Source organism: Streptomyces sp. NPDC002513, from assembly GCF_053595355.1.
In genome coordinates this window covers 34,459-52,084 of record NZ_JBSFXK010000021.1, presented here as the reverse complement: position 1 = coordinate 52,084, position 17,626 = coordinate 34,459, and the positions used below count along the sequence as shown (strand labels likewise).

The window sequence follows — 17,626 nt, the reverse complement described above, 5'->3', positions numbered from 1 at the left end:
GGCACACCGGGTCCCCGAAGGGCGGGGCGCCGGCACACCGTTTCACGGGCATGGGGCCTCGCCCCATAGGATTGGTCGCAAACCACACACACTCACCCCAGAGGATCGCTGCATGCCTGGCATCACGCGCGAGGAGGTCGCCCACCTCGCCCGGCTGGCGCGTCTGGAGCTGAAGCCCGAAGAGCTCGACCACTTCGCAGGCCAGCTCGACGACATCATCGGCGCGGTCGCCCGCGTCAGCGAGGTCGCCGACCAAGACGTACCGCCGACCTCCCACCCGCTGCCGCTGACGAACGTCATGCGCGCGGACGAGGTCCGTCCGTCGCTCACCCCAGAGCAGGCGCTGTCCGGCGCCCCTGCCCAGGAGCAGCAGCGTTTCAAGGTGCCGCAGATCCTGGGGGAGGAGTAGCCCGCCATGACGGACAAGAACAGCATCATCCGGCTCACCGCCGCTGAGACCGCCGAGAAGATCGCCTCCGGCGAACTGACCGCCGTCGAGGTGACCGAGGCCCATCTCGCCCGTATCGAGGCCGTCGACGAGAAGGTGCACGCCTTCCTGCACGTCGACCGCGAGGGCGCGCTGGCGCAGGCCCGTGCCGTCGACGCGAAGCGGGAGCGGGGTGAGAAGCTCGGCCCGCTCGCCGGCGTGCCGCTAGCCCTCAAGGACATCTTCACCACCAAGGGCGTGCCCACCACCGTGGGGTCCAAGATCCTCGAGGGCTGGATCCCGCCGTACGACGCGACCGTCACCAAGAAGCTGAAGGACGCCGACGTCGTCATCCTCGGCAAGACCAACATGGACGAGTTCGCCATGGGGTCGTCGACGGAGAACAGCGCCTACGGCCCCACCGGCAACCCCTGGGACCTCACCCGTATCCCGGGCGGTTCCGGCGGCGGGTCGAGCGCCGCGCTCGCCTCTTTCCAGGCCCCGCTCGCCATCGGCACGGACACCGGCGGCTCCATCCGCCAGCCCGCGGCCGTGACCGGCACGGTCGGCGTCAAGCCGACCTACGGCGGTGTCTCCCGCTACGGCATGGTCGCCTTCTCCAGCTCCCTCGACCAGGGCGGCCCCTGCGCCCGTACGGTCCTGGACGCCGCCCTGCTGCACGAGGTCATAGGCGGACACGACCCGCTCGACTCCACCTCCATCGACGCCCCGGTCCCGCCGGTCGTCGAGGCCGCGCGCAACGGCAGCGTGGCGGGGATGCGCATCGGTGTCGTCAAGCAGTTCCGCGGCGAGGGCTACCAGGCCGGTGTCGTGCAGCGCTTCGACGAGGCCGTCGCCCTCCTCGAGGAGCTGGGCGCCGAGATCGTCGAGCTGGACTGCCCGTCCTTCGACCTGGCGCTGGCCGCGTACTACCTGATCGCCCCGAGCGAGTGCTCCAGCAACCTCGCCCGCTTCGACGGCCTGCGCTACGGCCTGCGCATCGGCGACGACGGCACGCACTCGGCCGAGGAGGTCACCTCCCTCACCCGTGAGGAGGGCTTGGGCGCCGAGGTCAAGCGCCGCATCATGCTCGGCACGTACGCCCTCAGCTCCGGCTACTACGACGCGTACTACGGCTCCGCCCAGAAGGTCCGCACGCTCATCACCCGAGACTTCGAGAAGTCGTTCGAGCAGGTGGACGTGATCGTGTCGCCGACGACCCCCACCACCGCCTTCCCGATCGGTGAGCGCGCCGACGACCCGATGGCGATGTACCTGGCGGACCTGTGCACCATCCCGGTCAACCTGGCCGGAAACGCCGCCATGTCGCTGCCCTGCGGCCTCGCCCCGGAGGACAACCTTCCGGTCGGCCTGCAGATCATGGCCCCGGCGCTGAAGGACGACCGGCTCTACAAGGTCGGCGCCGCCGTCGAGGCCGCCTTCGTGGAAAGGTGGGGGCACCCGCTTCTCGAGGAGGCTCCGTCGCTGTGAGTACGGCACTGTCCAAGGCCAAGGGCTTCAAGAAGTCCAAGTCCGGTATGTACCTGTCCATGGCAACCACCGCGTTCGGTGCGGTCGGTGTCGCGAAGCAGGCCAAGAAGGCCCGCGTCGAGCACGACACGCTGCGCCTGATCGACGCGGCCGTGTCCGCCGCCGCCATCGTCACCGGCCTCGCGATCCTCTACCGCGAGCTGAAGCGGCTGGGCGACGACGACGTCCTGCTGGGCTGAGAGGGAAGTTTCACCGTGACCACCACGACCGATCTGGTGCCGTACGAGGACGCGCTGGCGTCGTACGACCCCGTCATGGGCCTCGAGGTCCATGTCGAACTCGGCACCAAGACCAAGATGTTCTGCGGCTGCTCCACGGCGCTCGGCGCCGAGCCGAACGCGCAGACCTGCCCCACCTGCCTCGGCCTGCCCGGCTCCCTCCCGGTCGTCAACGCGACCGGCGTGGAGTCCGCGATCAGGATCGGCCTCGCGCTGAACTGCGAGATCGCCGAGTGGTGCCGCTTCGCCCGGAAGAACTACTTCTATCCGGACATGCCGAAGAACTTCCAGACCTCCCAGTACGACGAGCCGATCGCCTTCAACGGCTACCTCGACGTGCAGTTGGAGGACGGCGAGACCTTCCGCGTGGAGATCGAGCGCGCCCACATGGAGGAGGACACCGGCAAGTCGACGCACGTCGGCGGTGCCACCGGCCGAATCCACGGCGCCGACCACTCCCTCCTGGACTACAACCGGGCCGGCATCCCGCTGATCGAGATCGTCACCAAGCCGATCGTCGGCGCGGGTGAGCGCGCGCCCGAGGTGGCCAAGGCGTACGTCCGTGAGCTGCGCGAGCTGATCCGGGCGCTCGGTGTCTCCGAGGCCCGGATGGAGATGGGCCAGATGCGCTGCGACGTGAACCTGTCGCTGATGCCGAAGGGCTCCGAGAAGTTCGGCACCCGCTCGGAGACGAAGAACGTCAACTCGCTGCGCTCCGTCGAGCGCGCGGCCCGCTTCGAGATCCAGCGCCACGCCGCCGTGCTCGACGGCGGCGGCACGGTGATCCAGGAGACCCGTCACTTCCACGAGGACACCGGCACGACGACCTCGGGCCGCACCAAGGAGGAGGCCGAGGACTACCGGTACTTCCCCGAGCCCGACCTGGTGCCCGTCGCGCCCTCGCGCGCGTGGGTCGAGGAACTGCGCGGGACGCTGCCGGAGCTGCCCCTCGTGCGCCGCACCCGGCTGCTGGGGGAGTGGGGGATCTCCGCCACCGACATGCAGGCGATCCTCAACGCCGGCGCCCTGGACCTGATCGTCGCCACCATCGAGGCGGGTGCCGACGCGGCCTCCGCCCGCAAGTGGTGGATGGGCGAGCTGGCCCGCCACGCGAACGAGTCCGGCAAGGCCCCGGACGAGCTGTCGATCACGCCCGAGCAGGTCGCCCGGGTCGCCAAGCTGGTCGCCGCCGGCGATCTGAACGACAAGCTGGCCCGCCAGGTCATCGAGGGCGTCCTCGCGGGTGAGGGCACCCCGGACGAGGTCGTCGAGAAGCGCGGTCTGAAGGTCGTCTCCGACGAGGGCGCGCTGACCGTCGCCGTCGACGAGGCCATCGCCGGCAACCCCGCCGTCGCGGACAAGATCCGCGGCGGCAAGGTGGCCGCGGCCGGTGCCCTGGTCGGCGCGGTCATGAAGGCCACCCGAGGCCAGGCCGACGCCGCCCGCGTCAAGGAGCTGATCCTGGCGAAGCTCGGCGTCAGCGAGGGCTGAGCACGACCGCGAGACGCCTGAAAGGGGCGGTGTGTCGCATGTGATGCATGCGACACACCGCCCCTTTGTTATTACCGCTTCCCTTTTTATGTGTGGCGAAAATCTCTGCTTTTGTGTGGCGAAAATCTCCATCGGGGTGACCGAGAGGCTGGGAATACCCTGTGAATTGAATCCCAGTCGTGTGAGTCAGCCCACGAAAGTGGAAAACGATCTCTTCTGGCTGACACAGTGTTGGGGATTGGTCATTCGTTCTTTGCGGGCTGTTCAGTTCCATCAGTGGCTGTTCCCGGTCAAAGATCAACGAAATTACCCCAGGGAGCACGTCCGTGGCAGCCCTTGCGCGCTGGTGTGTACGTCACCGCCTCGTCACCGTTGTGCTGTGGCTGGTCGCCTTCGCAGGCGTCACGGCCGGCGCCACCGTCGCGGGCTCCGCCTTCTCCAACCACTACGACGCCCCCGGCACCGAGGCCGGCCGTGCCACCCAGATGCTCCAGCAGGGCTTCCCCGGCCTCGGTGGCGACAGCGACACCGTCGTATGGCGCACCACCAGCCCCGACGGTGTGCGCTCCGTCGACGTCGAGCAGACGATGACCGACACCCTGGACCGGATCGGGAGCCTGCCCGGAGTCTCCTCCGTCACCAACCCCTACGAGGGCAGCCACAGCGCCCAGATCAGCCGGGACGGCCGTACCGCGTACGCCACGGTCACCTTCGACGAGCCGAGCGAGAACATCAGCAAGGGCGAGGCCAAGGCCGTCGTCGACACCGCCAAGGCCGCCGAGACCACCGGTCTGCGGGTGGAACTGGGCGGCAGCGCCGTCGAGAGCACCCAGCCGCAGGGCGGGCACCTCGCCGAGGCCGTCGGTGTCGGTGTGGCCGCTGTGGTCCTCTTCCTCGCCTTCGGCTCGCTCGCCGCCTCCCTGCTGCCCATCGCGACCGCGCTGATCAGCGTCGGCACCGCCTATTCCGGCGTCGGCCTGCTGGGGCACGCCATGACCGTCGCCGACTTCGCCCCCATGCTCGCCATGCTGATCGGGCTCGGCGTGGGCATCGACTACGCGCTGTTCATCGTCACCCGGCACCGCCGCAACCTGAAGCGCGGCAACCCGGTGGACGAGGCCGCCGTGAGCGCCGTCGCCACCACCGGACGGGCCGTCGTGTTCGCGGGGGCGACCGTGTGCATCGCGCTGCTCGGCATGCTGATCCTGCGGCTGGACTTCCTCAACGGTGTCGCGTTCGCCGCGTGTCTGACCGTTCTCCTCACCGTCGCGGCCTCCGTGACCCTGCTGCCCGCCCTGCTGTCCTTCATCGGGCCGCGCGCACTGAACAAGCGCGAGCGGCGCAGGCTGGACGAGCACGGCCCCGAACCGGAGGTGCCGACCGGGCTCGCGGCCCGCTGGTCCGCGTTCGTCGAGCGCCACCCCAAGAAGCTCGGCGCCGTCGCGCTGGCCGTGATGGCCGTGCTCGCGCTGCCCACGCTCTCCCTCCACCTCGGCACCTCCGACCAGGGCAACGACCCTAAGTCGTCGACCACCCGGCAGGCGTACGACCTGCTCGCGGACGGCTTCGGACCGGGCGTCAACGGCCCGCTCACCCTGGTCACCCAGGTCCAGGGCGCCGAGGACAAGCTGGCGCTCGACAACCTCGACAGCACCCTCGCGGCCACCGAGGGCGTCGCCTCGGTGAGCCCGGTGACGTACAACGGCGGCGGCGACACCGCCTACCTCACCGTCGTGCCGCAGTCCTCCCCGCAGTCCCAGCAGACCAGCGACCTGGTGCACCGGCTGCGCGAGGAGGTGCTGCCACGCGCCGAGCAGGGCACCACACTCGATCTGTCCGTGGGCGGCGTGACGGCGTCCTACGACGACTTCGCGGGGGTGATCGTCGGCAAACTGCCGCTGTTCGTGGGCGTCGTGATCAGCCTGGGCTGTGTGCTGCTGCTGCTCGCCTTCCGGTCCTTCGGCATTCCGCTGAAGGCCGCCGCGATGAACCTCGCCGCCGTCGCCGGGGCGTTCGGCGTGGTCGTCGTGATCTTCCAGTGGGGCTGGGGCAGCGACCTGCTGGGCCTCGGCCGGGCAGGGCCGATCGAGCCCTTCCTCCCCGTGATCATGGTGTCGGTGCTCTTCGGCCTCTCCATGGACTACCAGGTGTTCCTGGTCAGCCGGATGTACGAGGAGTGGCTGGAGACCCGCGACAACCGGCGGGCCGTGCGCGTCGGGCTCGCCGAGACCAGCCGGGTGATCAACTCGGCGGCCGTCATCATGATCTCCGTCTTCCTCGCCTTCGTGGCCGCGGGCGACCGGGTGATCGCCATGTTCGGCATCGGACTGGCCGCGGCCGTCGCCCTGGACGCGTTCGTCCTGCGCACCCTCCTCGTCCCCGCCCTGATGCACATGCTCGGCGGCGCCAACTGGTGGCTGCCGTCCTGGCTGGAGCGCAGGCTGCCGCGCATCTGCATCGAACCGCCCGAGTGCCGTGCGACGATGCCGGGGCAGCGCGTCGACCCGGACGCGCTGGTGGACGCACTGGTGAAGGAGCGGCAGCCGGATGTACGCGATACCCCTGGGTGACGACGGAGCCGAACTGCGCCCCCTGGAACCGTGGCACGCGGAGGAGTTCCTGGCCCACCTCGACCGCGGGCGCGACTTCGTCAACCAGCACATCCCCTTCGGGGTGAACGCCACGGACATCGCCTCCGCCCGGGCCCTCCTGCGGTCGTACGCCGACAAGCACGCCGCCGACGCCGGCGGGCTGCACGGGCTGTGGCTCGACGGAAAGCTGGTCGGCGGGCTGCTGTTCCGTGTCTTCGACGCCGCCGGCGGCACCTGCGAGGTCGGCTGCTGGCTCGAGCCGGCCGCCACCGGACGGGGGCTCGTCACACGTGGCATGCGGGTGCTCATCGATTGGGCGATCGACGAGCGGGGAATCCACCGTGTGGAGTGGCGCGCGTCGTCCGCCAACACCCCGAGCATCAAGGTGGCGCGGCGGCTGGGCATGAGCAGGGACGGCGTACTGCGCGAGGGCCGTCTGTACCGCGGTGTGCGCCAGGACACCGAGGTGTGGTCGCTGCTCGCGCCCGAGTGGCGGGCGGCGCGGGCCCGTGACGATCATTAAGAGACCTCTCAGACAGCGTCCGTACGGTGCGAGGCATGGGAACGAAGACAGCTGACGAGGCCGGGGCCGAGACCGGCGCCCAGGCGACCAACGACGAGGAGAAGGTGGTGGCCATCGAGGGCGAGGAAGCGGCCGGGAAGGCGGGGAACGGGGACCGGCCCGAGGAGAACGGCCCCGAGGAGCACGAGGCCGAGGAGCACGTGACCGAGGAGCACGCGACCGAGGAGCACGTGACCGAGGAGCACGTGACCGAGGAGCACGCGGCCGAGGGGCCGTCCGGGGTCGGCCAGGGTGCGGCCGCGGTCGTCGCGGCCGGGCTCGGCGTCGTCTCCCTCACCGGCAGCTGGGTCTCCACGGTGGCCTCCGCACGGCAGACCCTGCTGGGCCAGCTGCGGACCTCGTCGTCGGCGAGTGTCGCCCAGCAGATCAAGGAGGTGTACGGCGACGCCTGGCACGCCACCGCGCTGTGGGGCGGCCTGTTCGCGCTGGCCGCGCTGATCGTCGGCGTCGTCGTGCTGGCCCGCCCGGCGTTCGGGGCACCCGGGAAGCCGCAGGCCGCGTGGATCAAGTCGGTCGCCTGGGGCGGTGTCGCCCTGGGCGTCATCGGGCTGCTCCTGGCCGTCCTCAAGTACACCGACGCCCTGCTCGCACTGCCCTCCGTAAGCTGAGCCGGCACAGCTCCCGCCGGGGCCCCGGGTCTTCCACCGCGTCCTCGCGGTCCACGGAAAGCCCCGGGGCCCCTTCGTGTCTCCAGGGCCCCGCCCGGCCGTGAGCGACGACGCGGACACCGCGTCCCCGACGGCCGTCTCCCGTCCAGGGGGTCGCGCTCCGGCGGCGGGAAGGGCCATCCTGGCACAGCGCGAGCCGGGCGCCCCTTTTGTTCGGAGCTCTGAGGACCCGCCCCGGAGAGCCGGGGTACCAGGAGGCACTGTGTTCACCATGTTCGACGAACTGTTCGCACCCGGGTCGCAAGCACACCCACGACGAGAACCGGCGCCTGGAACTGTCCCGGCTGGACGTTTCGAACGGCGATCCGGGAACGGGCCCGATCGACCTGGCCTCGGGCAAGGTGGTCATACGGGTCCCGAAGCCGGCCCCCGCCGACGATCCGGAGGCCCGCCCGAACTAGTACTAGTGCCCGACAGGCGCACCAGACCGGACGCGCGCCCTACTCCACCCGCAGCTCAAGGATCCGGTCGTCGGTCTTGGCGGGCTCGCCCCGGCCGTCCGTGTTGCTCGTCGTCAGCCACAGCCGGTCGCCGTCGGCGGCCACCACGGTGCGCAGTCGGCCGTAAGCATCCGTCAGGAACGCCTGCGGGGGTGCCGACGCCTCGGTTCCGTTCAGCGGCACGCGCCACAGCCGCTGACCGCGCAGGCCCGCCATCCACAGGGAGCCCTTGGCGTAGGCGATGCCGCTGGGAGAGGCCACGTCGGTGTGCCACTGGGCGAGCGGGTTGTGGAACCTGGGGTCGGCCGACTTCCCCTCGGCGTCCGGCCAGCCGCCGTTGTCGCCCGGCCTGATCGCGTTCAGCTCGTCCCAGGTGTCCTGACCGAACTCGGAGGCGAACAGCCGCTGCTTCCCGTCCCAGGCCAGGCCCTGGACATTGCGGTGGCCCAGCGAGTACACGGCCGAGTTCCCGAAGGGATTGCCCGGGGCGGGCTCGCCGTCCGGCGTCATGCGCAGGATCTTGCCGCCCAGGGAGGTCCGGTCCTGCGCCAGACCCCGGTCGCCGGACTCGCCCGTGCCCGCGTACAGCATGCCGTCCGGGCCGAACGCGATTCTGCCGCCGTTGTGGATCATCCCCTTCGGGATGCCCTTGAAGACCGTGTCCGGCGCGCCGAGCTGCTCACCGGCCGGCTTCCGCGCGTCGTACAGCATGCGCACGATGCGGTTGTCGGAGTCGGTCGTCAGATAGGCGTAGACCAGGTGGTCCGAGGCATAGCCGGGGGAGAGGGCGATGCCCAGCAGGCCGCCCTCGCCCGCGGCCGAGACCCCGGGCACCGTGCCCAGCTCGGTCTTCTTCCCGGTCTTCTCGTCGATCCGCGTGATCGTCCCCTCGTCCCGGGAGGAGACCAGCAGCCCGCCGCCGGGCAGCGGGGCCAGGCCCCAGGGGGTCTTGAGGTGCTCGGCGACCGTCCGCACCACGCGGACCGAGCCCTTCGCCGGCGGGGGCCGCTCGCCCGCCTGCCCGGGCGCGGACGCCCCCGGTGCCGCACCACTGGAGGAGGGGGTGGCGCCGGAGGTGTCCCTGGAGCCGGCGGAGCACCCCGCCGCCAGCAGGAGCGCGGCCGCCACCGACACGGCCGTCACAGCTCGACGTCGCACGATCCAGGTCCCTTCGACACGGGGATTCTCCCCTACCTACGTGGCGCGACGCCCCAGGGTTCCCCGGGGACGGAGAGTCCACCGATCGGATCAGCGACGCGACCGCCACCGATCGGTCCTGCGGTCCCGTGGTCGGTTCCACGACCGGTTGCTCGGTCCCGGGTCTCCGTCGGTCGGTTTCACGACCGGCCGCTCAGTCCCACGACCTCTGCGCCGCCGGCAGGTCCGCGAGTTCCGCCAGGTCCCGCGGGGTCAGCCGCAGGCCGGGCGCGCCCGCGTTCTCCGCGACCCAGCGCTCCCGCTTCGCCCCCGGCACCGGGACCACGTGCCGTCCCTGCGCCAGCACCCAGGCCAGGGCCACCTGGGCGGGCGTGACCTCCTCGTCGTGGCGGCGCGCCACCCGCCTCAGGCCGGCCACGATCGGCTGGTTGGCCGCCATCACCTCGGCGGTGAAGCGGGGGTGGCGGGCCCGCAGGTCGTCCGGCTCGAAGCCCTCGCCCGGTGTCAGCGTGCCGGTCAGGAAACCGTTGCCGAGCGGCATCGCCGCGAGAAAGCCGACCCCGCGCGCCGCGCACCAGGGCACCAGCGTGTGAAGGGCCTCCGCCGACCACACCGACAGCTCGGCCTCCACCGCGCTCACCGGGAAGACCTGCTGCACCCGCTCCAGTTGCCCGATCGTGCCGTCGTACAGCCGGGCACCGGTCCGCCGGCCGCCCCGCACGCCCACCGCGCACAGCCCCAGTGCCCGTACCTTCCCCGCCCGCACCAGTTCCGCCATGGCGCCCCAGGTCTCCTCGACGGGTACCTCGGGGTCCGCGCGGTGGAGCTGGTACAGGTCGATGACGTCCGTCTGCAGCCGTCGCAGCGAGGCGTCGCAGGCCCGTCGCACATAGCCCGGGCGGCCGTTGGCCACGATGTGCTGCTCCCCGGCCAGCAGGCCGACCTTGGTCGACACGAACGCCTCGGCCCGCCGCTGCCTGAGCACCCGGCCCACCAGCAGCTCATTGGTGAACGGCCCGTACATGTCAGCCGTGTCGAGCAGCGACACCCCCAGATCGAGCGCCCGGTGCACCGTCCGCAGCGACTCGTCGCCCCGCTGCCGCGAACCGGAATACGCCCAGCTCATCGGCATGCACCCGAGTCCGACGGCCCCCACTTCGAGCGTTGCCGCGCCGATCGTCCTGCGCTCCACCTGGCCGTGCCCTCCCTTCCTGGCACCCCAAACTAACCAATGCGACACAGGAGCCTTCGCATAGCCTCCTGACCATGACTGTCGACATATGGCTTCCGTTCCGCACCGATGAGATAAGGGACCTCCCCGAGGGCTTCCACTACCGCTTCTGGGACGGCGACCCGGAGTTCCCCGCGGATCCCGCCGACTGTGTGTTCTACGCCGTGCCGTACATGAAGCGCCAGGACGTCAAAGTCCGGCCCCTGGAGCAGATGCGGAGCCTCCGGGTCATTCAGACGCTGACGGCCGGCGTCGACGACATCACGTCCCACCTGTCATCCGTCGTGCCGGGCGTGCGGCTGTGCAATGCGCGCGGAGTGCACGAAGCGAGCACGGCCGAGCTCGCGCTCGCCCTGATCCTCGCCTCGCTGCGTGGCATCCCGGACTTCGTGCGGGCCCAGCAGGAGGAGCGTTGGCGGAGCGGGTTCCACCCCGCGCTCGCCGACAAGTCCGTCCTCATCGTCGGCTACGGCGCGATCGGCGCCGCCATCGAGGACCGGCTCGCACCTTTTGAAGTAGCGCGGGTGGCGCGCGTCGCGCGCCGCGAGCGCGACTCGGCGCGCGGCCTTGTGCATCCTCTCTCCCGATTGCCGGAACTTCTTCCCGACGCCGATGTCGTGGTGCTCGTCACGCCGCTCACGGAGCAGACGAAAGGCCTGGTCGACGAGGGTTTCCTGGCCCGGATGAAGGACGGCGCGCTGCTCGTCAACGTCGCGCGCGGCGGTGTCGTCGACACCAAGGCCCTGCTGGCCGAGCTGGAGTCCGGCCGTATCACCGCCGCCCTGGACGTCACCGACCCCGAACCCCTGCCCAAGGGACACCCCCTGTGGCAGACGCCGGGCCTACTCATCAGTCCTCATGTGGGCGGCCCCACCTCGGCGTTCTGGCCTCGCGCCAAGCGTCTCCTCAGCTCCCAGCTGAACCGTTTCGCGCAGGGAGAACCGCTCGAGCACATCGTCCTGACGACCGGCGACTGAAGCGGCGCGGCACGCGGGGCGGCGGGGGAGGACAGGCCCCGCGTACGGCCGGTGCGGCGCGCGATTCGAGCCACCCCCGCCGCCCGCGCTGGTGCCTTTCGACGGGGCGCACCACCGGCGCACGCGTCGCCCCCCGTTGGCTCCCCGTCCGCTTCCAGTACGCTCCGCAGTCCCTCGTGCGCAGTATGTACACGCATCCTCGCTGGTCGTCACTGTGCGTAGAGCAACTATGTCCCTGAGTGACGAGACTGGTGTATCGTCCCCGACAGGGGCTGCGCCGTGCACCGTTCGGCGCCGGGGACGGAACTTTCAGACATGCGAGGGGGCGACGGGCGATGCACGGCCTATGGACGGACGATCCGACGCGGTGGGGTCGCGGGCTGCGACCCTGGCGAGAGGTGACGCGCAGACGCGGCCACTACGGACATGGCGGTCACAGCGGTCACAGTGGTCACAGTGGACAAGGCGGCCACGGCAGCCACGGCGGTCGTCATCATCACCGCCGGCCCACCGGCCGCAAGAGGCAGGCGCATCCAGCGCACCGGGACCGGCGGGACCCGGCGGTGCCCCGGACCGGGAGGACCCGGTGAGCTCCCCCGGAGCTCCGCCGGCCCGCTGTCCCGCCCCGGGAGACCGGACGCGCAGGGTCTCGCAACTGGTCCTGGCCCTGATGTGCGCGGGATACGCCGTCGGTTCCGCGCTCGACTGGGGCTGCCGGAGCGTCGCGCTCGTCATGGGTGACTTCGGACTGAGTGTCGCCGCGGGCACCGCGTCGGTCTCCTGCTTCGTCTACGCCCGCCGCAGCCGCAGCCGCTTTCGACCCGCGTGGCTGCTGTTCGCGCTCTCCTCGGCCATGGCCGCGCTGGGCAACGGCGTCTGGGGCTGGTACGAGGTCGTCCTCGACCGCCCCGTCCCCTCGCCCAGCTGTGCCGACTTCTTCTTCCTCTGCTTCGCTCCTCCCGCCCTCGTAGGACTGCTCGTGCTCGCCAAAAGGCCCGTCACCAAAGCGGGTTGGGTGTGCCTCGCGCTGGACGCGTGGCTCATGGGCGGCTCGCTGCTCACCCTGTCGTGGAGCCTCGCGCTGGCCCAGGCCGCGAAGTTCGACGGGCCGAGCGTCGCGCACACCGCCCTGTCGCTCGCGTACCCCCTGCTGGACATCGCCCTGATCAGCATGGTGGTCGCCCTGCACTTCCGGCGTTCGGCGGTCAACCGGTCGGCCGTCAACACCGCCATCGGCGCGCTCGCCCTGACCGTGATGTGCGACGCCCTGTTCACCTCGCCGCTGCTGCACAACAGCTACCACTCGGGCCAGTTGCTCGACGCCGGCTGGTTCTCCGGCTCGCTGCTCCTCGCGTACGCCCCGTGGGCCGGCGTCCGGCAGGGACTGCCGCGCGACCACCCGCACGCGCGTGTGGTCCACGAGCGCGTACCCGGCGCACGCCGCCCGGGGTCCGGGCGCACGGAGCGGCAGGGCGGGCACCCGCCCGTGCTCCCCCGGCAGACGGGGCACGCGTACGCCCGGCCGCCGGGCCAGGACCGGTATCCGGCCGGCGCCCCCCAGGGATCCGACCGCGACCGGTACCCGGCCACACGCCCGATCGCCGGATCGCTGGCCGCGCTCACGCCCTACCTGGCCGCCGCCGTCTGCACCCTGGGGATCCTCTACAACGTCCTCAACGGCCACAGGGTCGACCGCGTGGTGCTCATCACCGCGGGAGCCGTGGTGCTCGCGCTGGTCGTCCGCCAGGGCATCATGCTGCTCGACAACATCACCCTCACCCAGGAACTCGCGCAGAAGGAGAACCACTTCCGCTCCCTGGTGCAGGGCTCCAGCGACGTCATCATGATCGCCGCGCCCAGCGGCATACTCCGGTATGTCTCCCCGGCCGCCGCGGGTGTCTACGGACGCTCCGCCGAGGGGCTGGTCGGTACCGAACTCGCCGCGCTCATCCACCCGGAGGACCTGGGCTGCGTGGTGCACGAGGTGCGCCGCTTCCTCGCCGCCAGCCACATCGAGGAACCCACCACCCGTATCGAGTGCCGCTTCAGGTCCGGCTACGGCGGCTGGCTCAACGTCGAGTCCACCGTCAACCGCCACGAGGGCGGCCTGATCTTCAACAGCCGGGACGTGACCGAACGCGTGCGCCTCCAGGCACAGCTCCAGCACAACGCCGAGCACGACCCGCTCACCGACCTGCCCAACCGCTCCCTGTTCACCCGGCGCGTCCAGCAGGCGCTGTCCGGCCGCCGCGCCTCCGACCGCGGCCCCGCCCTGCGGAACACGGCGGTCCTCTTCATCGACCTCGACGGCTTCAAGGCGGTCAACGACACGATCGGGCACCAGGCCGGCGACGAGCTGCTCGTCCAGGCCGCCCGCAGACTCCAGGACTCGGTACGGCAGGGGGACACCGCCGCCCGGCTGGGCGGGGACGAGTTCGCGGCCCTCATCGTCGGCGACGGCACCCGCGACCGCGCCGCCCGCGAGGGGCACATCGTGGAACTCGCCGACCGGCTGCGTATCACCCTCTCGCAGCCGTACGACATCGACGGCAACGATGTCCGGGTGGCCGCGTCCATCGGTGTGGCCTTCGCGGAGCCGGGCCTGGGCGCGGGCGAGCTGCTGCGCAACGCCGACCTCGCCATGTACCGGGCCAAGGCCGCCGGCAAGGGCCGCGTCGAGCTGTACGTGCCCCAGATGCAGCAGGACGTCGTACGGAAGACCGAGCTGGCCACCCGGCTGCGGGCCGCACTGCACGACGGCGAGTTCACCCTGCTGCACCAGCCCGTGGTGTCGCTGGCGGACGGCCGGATCACCTCCGTCTGCGCGCAGGCACGCTGGCGCTCCTCCCAGGGCATGCTCTTCACCCCCACGGAGTTCCAGCGGGTCTCCGAGGACAGCGACAAGGCCGCCGAGCTGGGCCGCTGGATGCTGGAGCAGGCCGTCGAACAGGCCGCCGAACGGACCGCGACCGGGCTCGCCGTGCCCGTCGTCGTACGGGTGAGCGCCTGCCGCCTGCTCGACCGCTCCCTGCCCCTCGGCTCCGTCGAGGCCCTGCTCACCCGGCACGGCGTGGCCTCGGGCGCCCTGGTCATCGAGCTGTGCGACATCGACCCGAGCATCGCCCTGGACGAGCTGGAGCGCAGACTCGGCGCACTGCGCAGGATCGGCGTCCGGATCGCCCTGGACGGCCTCGGCAGCGGCTACGCGGCCATCACGGCGCTGCGCCGGCTCCCCGTCGACGTACTCAAGCTCGACCGGGGCCTGGTCGAAGGGGTCGTGGAGTCCGCACGGCTGCACAAGATCACCAGCGGGCTGCTGCGCATCGCCACGGACCTCGGCCTGCAGTCGGTCGCCGACGGGGTGGATCTGCCCGAGCAGGCGGTCGCCCTGCGGGCGATGGGCTGTACGCACGGGCAGGGCATGGCGTTCGCGGGACCGCTGGACGAGTACCGGCTGCGCCGGGCGCTCACGTCCGGCCACTGCCCCGTGCCGCACGGCCCGGTGGAGCCGGCGCCGGCGTTCGCGGTCGGGGGAGCGGCGCTGTACACCCGCGGTGTGCCTGCGGTTTTTGGTGGTGGGAGCACCCTACGCTCACATAATGAGACTCCCGTCCCACCCACTTGACAGTGATGGCGTGCCGGGGGGAGGGTCAGTGCCATGCGCTCCCGAATTCTCGTACTTGGACAGCGCGTCGGCTGAGCTGGGACCCACCGGACATGAACCGGAACACCCAGCGACCACTCCCGGCGCGCTCCCCTCGCTTGCCTATCGGCACGAGGGGTTTTTTGTTGCATACGCACCAGTCGAACAACGCCCGAACCTCGCACAAACCCTCAGCATCGAGAAGAGAATGCCGATGACCGAGCAGGCCACCGGGGCCCATCACCCGCAGCCGCGGCCCCGATCCGGAGGACACCAGTCCGCACCCGAGCACGTCACGGGTGCGCAGTCCCTCATCCGCTCTCTCGAGGAGGTCGGCGCCGAGACGGTATTCGGCATTCCCGGCGGTGCGATCCTTCCCGCCTACGACCCGCTGATGGACTCCCGGCGAGTGCGGCACGTGCTGGTGCGGCACGAGCAGGGCGCGGGCCACGCGGCCACCGGCTATGCCCAGGCCACCGGCAAGGTCGGTGTCTGCATGGCGACCTCGGGACCCGGCGCCACCAACCTGGTCACCCCCATCGCGGACGCCCACATGGACTCGGTGCCGCTGGTCGCGATCACCGGCCAGGTCGCCTCCAAGGCGATCGGCACCGACGCCTTCCAGGAAGCGGACATCGTCGGCATCACGATGCCGATCACCAAGCACAACTTCCTCGTGACCAAGGCCGAGGACATCCCCCGGACGATCGCGGAGGCCTTCCACATCGCCTCCACCGGCCGCCCGGGCCCGGTCCTCGTCGACATCGCCAAGGACGCCCTCCAGGCGCAGACCACCTTCTCCTGGCCGCCCGTCACGGACCTGCCCGGCTACCGCCCGGTGACCAAGCCGCACGCCAAGCAGATCCGCGAGGCCGCCAAGCTGATCACCTCCGCCAAGCGGCCCGTCCTCTACGTCGGCGGCGGCGTCCTGAAGGCCAAGGCCACCGCCGAGCTGAAGGTCCTCGCGGAACTCACCGGAGCGCCCGTCACCACCACCCTGATGGCGCTCGGCGCATTCCCCGACAGCCACCCGCTGCACGTGGGCATGCCGGGCATGCACGGTTCGGTCACCGCCGTCACCGCGCTGCAGAAGGCCGACCTGATCGTCGCCCTCGGAGCCCGCTTCGACGACCGCGTCACCGGCAGGCTGGACAGCTTCGCCCCGTACGCCAAGATCGTCCACGCCGACATCGACCCGGCGGAGATCGGCAAGAACCGGGCCGCCGACGTGCCGATCGTCGGCGACGCCCGGGAGGTCATCGCCGACCTCGTCCAGGCCGTCCAGAAGGAGCACAGCGAGGGCCACCAGGGCGACTACACCGCCTGGTGGAAGGACCTCAGCCGCTGGCGCGAGACCTACCCGCTCGGGTACGACCAGCCGGAGGACGGCTCGCTGTCCCCGCAGCAGGTCATCGAGCGCATCGGGCAGCTCGCGCCGCAGGGCACGATCTTCGCGGCGGGCGTCGGCCAGCACCAGATGTGGGCCGCGCACTTCATCCAGTACGACAACCCCGCCACCTGGCTGAACTCCGGCGGCGCCGGGACGATGGGGTACGCGGTCCCGGCCGCGATGGGCGCGAAGGCCGGCGTCCCGGACCGTACGGTCTGGGCGGTCGACGGCGACGGCTGCTTCCAGATGACCAATCAGGAGCTGACCACCTGCGCCCTGAACAACATCCCGATCAAGGTCGCCATCATCAACAACGGCGCCCTCGGGATGGTCCGTCAGTGGCAGACCCTCTTCTACAACCAGCGGTACTCCAACACCGTGCTGCACTCCGGGCCGGGCGCCGAGCCCAAGGGGCCGAGCGCCGGCACCCGCGTCCCCGACTTCGTGAAACTGTCGGAGGCGATGGGCTGCCACGCGATCCGCTGCGAGTCCCCGGAGGACCTCGACAAGGTCATCGAAGAGGCGAACTCCGTCAACGACCGCCCCGTGGTCGTCGACTTCATCGTCCACGAGGACGCGATGGTGTGGCCGATGGTCGCCGCCGGCACCTCCAACGACGAGATCATGGCCGCCCGGGACGTCCGCCCCGACTTCGGCGACAACGAAGACGACTGAGAGAGCTGAGTGAGAACCATGTCCAAGCACACCCTCTCGGTCCTCGTCGAGAACACCCCTGGCATCCTCGCCCGGATCGCCGCCCTGTTCTCCCGCCGCGGCTTCAACATCGACTCGCTCGCGGTCGGTGTCACCGAGCACCCCGACATCTCTCGCATCACCATCGTGGTGACGGTCGAGGACCTGCCGCTCGAACAGGTCACCAAGCAGCTCAACAAGCTCGTCAACGTCCTGAAGATCGTCGAGCTGGAGCCGGCCCAGGCCGTTCAGCGTGAACTCGTTCTGGTGAAGGTGCGCGCGGACAACGAGACGCGCTCCCAGATCGTCGAGATCGTCCAGCTGTTCCGCGCCAAGACGGTGGACGTCTCCCCGGAGGCCGTCACCATCGAGGCCACCGGCGCCACCGACAAACTGTCCGCCATGCTCAAGATGCTGGAACCGTTCGGCATCAAGGAGCTGGTCCAGTCCGGCACGATCGCGATCGGCCGCGGCGCCCGTTCGATCACGGACCGGTCGCTGCGCGCCCTCGACCGGTCCGCCTGAAACTGCGGGACCATTCCCGCCATGACCGGAAACGGGCGGC

14 protein-coding genes are annotated in these 17,626 nt (G+C 70.8%); 12 read left to right on the top strand and 2 right to left on the bottom strand.

Annotated elements, in window-relative coordinates; genetic code table 11:
• Positions 1-112: 112 nt before the first annotated feature.
• The 8 genes from gatC to ACWD5Q_RS16525 all read left to right on the top strand — a co-directional run bounded on the left by gatC (position 113) and on the right by ACWD5Q_RS16525 (position 7,930).
• Entirely contained in the window at positions 113-409 is a 297-nt protein-coding gene (gene gatC, locus ACWD5Q_RS16560) for an Asp-tRNA(Asn)/Glu-tRNA(Gln) amidotransferase subunit GatC (protein WP_006130840.1), read from the top strand.
• 6 nt (positions 410-415) lie between these two features.
• Positions 416-1,918: an Asp-tRNA(Asn)/Glu-tRNA(Gln) amidotransferase subunit GatA gene (gatA, locus tag ACWD5Q_RS16555; RefSeq protein ID WP_451427699.1), complete on the top strand. Its 1,503-nt coding sequence runs from the start codon at positions 416-418 to the stop codon at positions 1,916-1,918.
• Positions 1,915-2,157 (top strand): hypothetical protein, encoded by a 243-nt coding sequence (locus ACWD5Q_RS16550; RefSeq protein WP_451427698.1) that lies wholly within the window; start codon positions 1,915-1,917, stop codon positions 2,155-2,157. Before gatA ends, ACWD5Q_RS16550 begins: the two co-directional genes overlap by 4 nt.
• 15 nt (positions 2,158-2,172) lie before the next feature.
• Positions 2,173-3,687 carry an Asp-tRNA(Asn)/Glu-tRNA(Gln) amidotransferase subunit GatB gene (gene gatB, locus ACWD5Q_RS16545; RefSeq protein ID WP_451427697.1) on the top strand — a complete coding sequence of 505 codons (1,515 nt, stop codon included), beginning with the start codon at positions 2,173-2,175 and terminating at the stop codon, positions 3,685-3,687.
• Positions 3,688-4,013: 326 nt separating this feature from the next.
• Positions 4,014-6,257, top strand: coding sequence for an MMPL family transporter (locus tag ACWD5Q_RS16540; protein ID WP_451427696.1), 2,244 nt, complete (start codon positions 4,014-4,016; stop codon positions 6,255-6,257).
• On the top strand, positions 6,235-6,801 hold the full coding sequence (locus ACWD5Q_RS16535; RefSeq protein ID WP_451427695.1) for a GNAT family N-acetyltransferase: 567 nt from the start codon (positions 6,235-6,237) through the stop codon (positions 6,799-6,801). Before ACWD5Q_RS16540 ends, ACWD5Q_RS16535 begins: the two co-directional genes overlap by 23 nt.
• Before the next feature lie 35 nt (positions 6,802-6,836).
• Positions 6,837-7,469, top strand: a complete 633-nt coding sequence (locus ACWD5Q_RS16530) for a hypothetical protein (RefSeq protein ID WP_451427694.1) — start codon at positions 6,837-6,839, stop codon at positions 7,467-7,469.
• Between the two features lie 209 nt (positions 7,470-7,678).
• Positions 7,679-7,930, top strand: coding sequence for a DUF6191 domain-containing protein (locus ACWD5Q_RS16525; RefSeq protein WP_451427693.1), 252 nt, complete (start codon positions 7,679-7,681; stop codon positions 7,928-7,930).
• Positions 7,931-7,969: 39 nt separating this feature from the next.
• Here the strand turns inward: ACWD5Q_RS16525 and ACWD5Q_RS16520 are convergent, their stop codons facing one another.
• Together ACWD5Q_RS16520 and ACWD5Q_RS16515 are read right to left on the bottom strand one after the other, a co-directional pair.
• Entirely contained in the window at positions 7,970-9,127 is a 1,158-nt protein-coding gene (locus ACWD5Q_RS16520; RefSeq protein ID WP_451427692.1) for a PQQ-dependent sugar dehydrogenase, read from the bottom strand.
• A 193-nt stretch (positions 9,128-9,320) separates the two neighbouring features.
• Positions 9,321-10,319: an aldo/keto reductase gene (locus tag ACWD5Q_RS16515; protein ID WP_451427691.1), complete on the bottom strand. Its 999-nt coding sequence runs from the start codon at positions 10,317-10,319 to the stop codon at positions 9,321-9,323.
• A gap of 74 nt (positions 10,320-10,393) precedes the next feature.
• Here ACWD5Q_RS16515 and ACWD5Q_RS16510 point away from each other — a divergent pair, with 74 nt between their 5' ends.
• The 4 genes from ACWD5Q_RS16510 to ilvN all read left to right on the top strand — a co-directional run bounded on the left by ACWD5Q_RS16510 (position 10,394) and on the right by ilvN (position 17,586).
• Complete coding sequence (locus ACWD5Q_RS16510; RefSeq protein ID WP_451427690.1) at positions 10,394-11,335, top strand: 2-hydroxyacid dehydrogenase; 942 nt, start codon at positions 10,394-10,396, stop codon at positions 11,333-11,335.
• Between the two features lie 670 nt (positions 11,336-12,005).
• Entirely contained in the window at positions 12,006-14,960 is a 2,955-nt protein-coding gene (locus tag ACWD5Q_RS16505) for a putative bifunctional diguanylate cyclase/phosphodiesterase (RefSeq protein WP_451427747.1), read from the top strand.
• Positions 14,961-15,186: 226 nt separating this feature from the next.
• Entirely contained in the window at positions 15,187-17,043 is a 1,857-nt protein-coding gene (locus tag ACWD5Q_RS16500; RefSeq protein WP_451427689.1) for an acetolactate synthase large subunit, read from the top strand.
• Positions 17,044-17,061: 18 nt separating this feature from the next.
• Entirely contained in the window at positions 17,062-17,586 is a 525-nt protein-coding gene (gene ilvN / locus ACWD5Q_RS16495; protein ID WP_451427688.1) for an acetolactate synthase small subunit, read from the top strand.
• Positions 17,587-17,626: the final 40 nt, after the last annotated feature.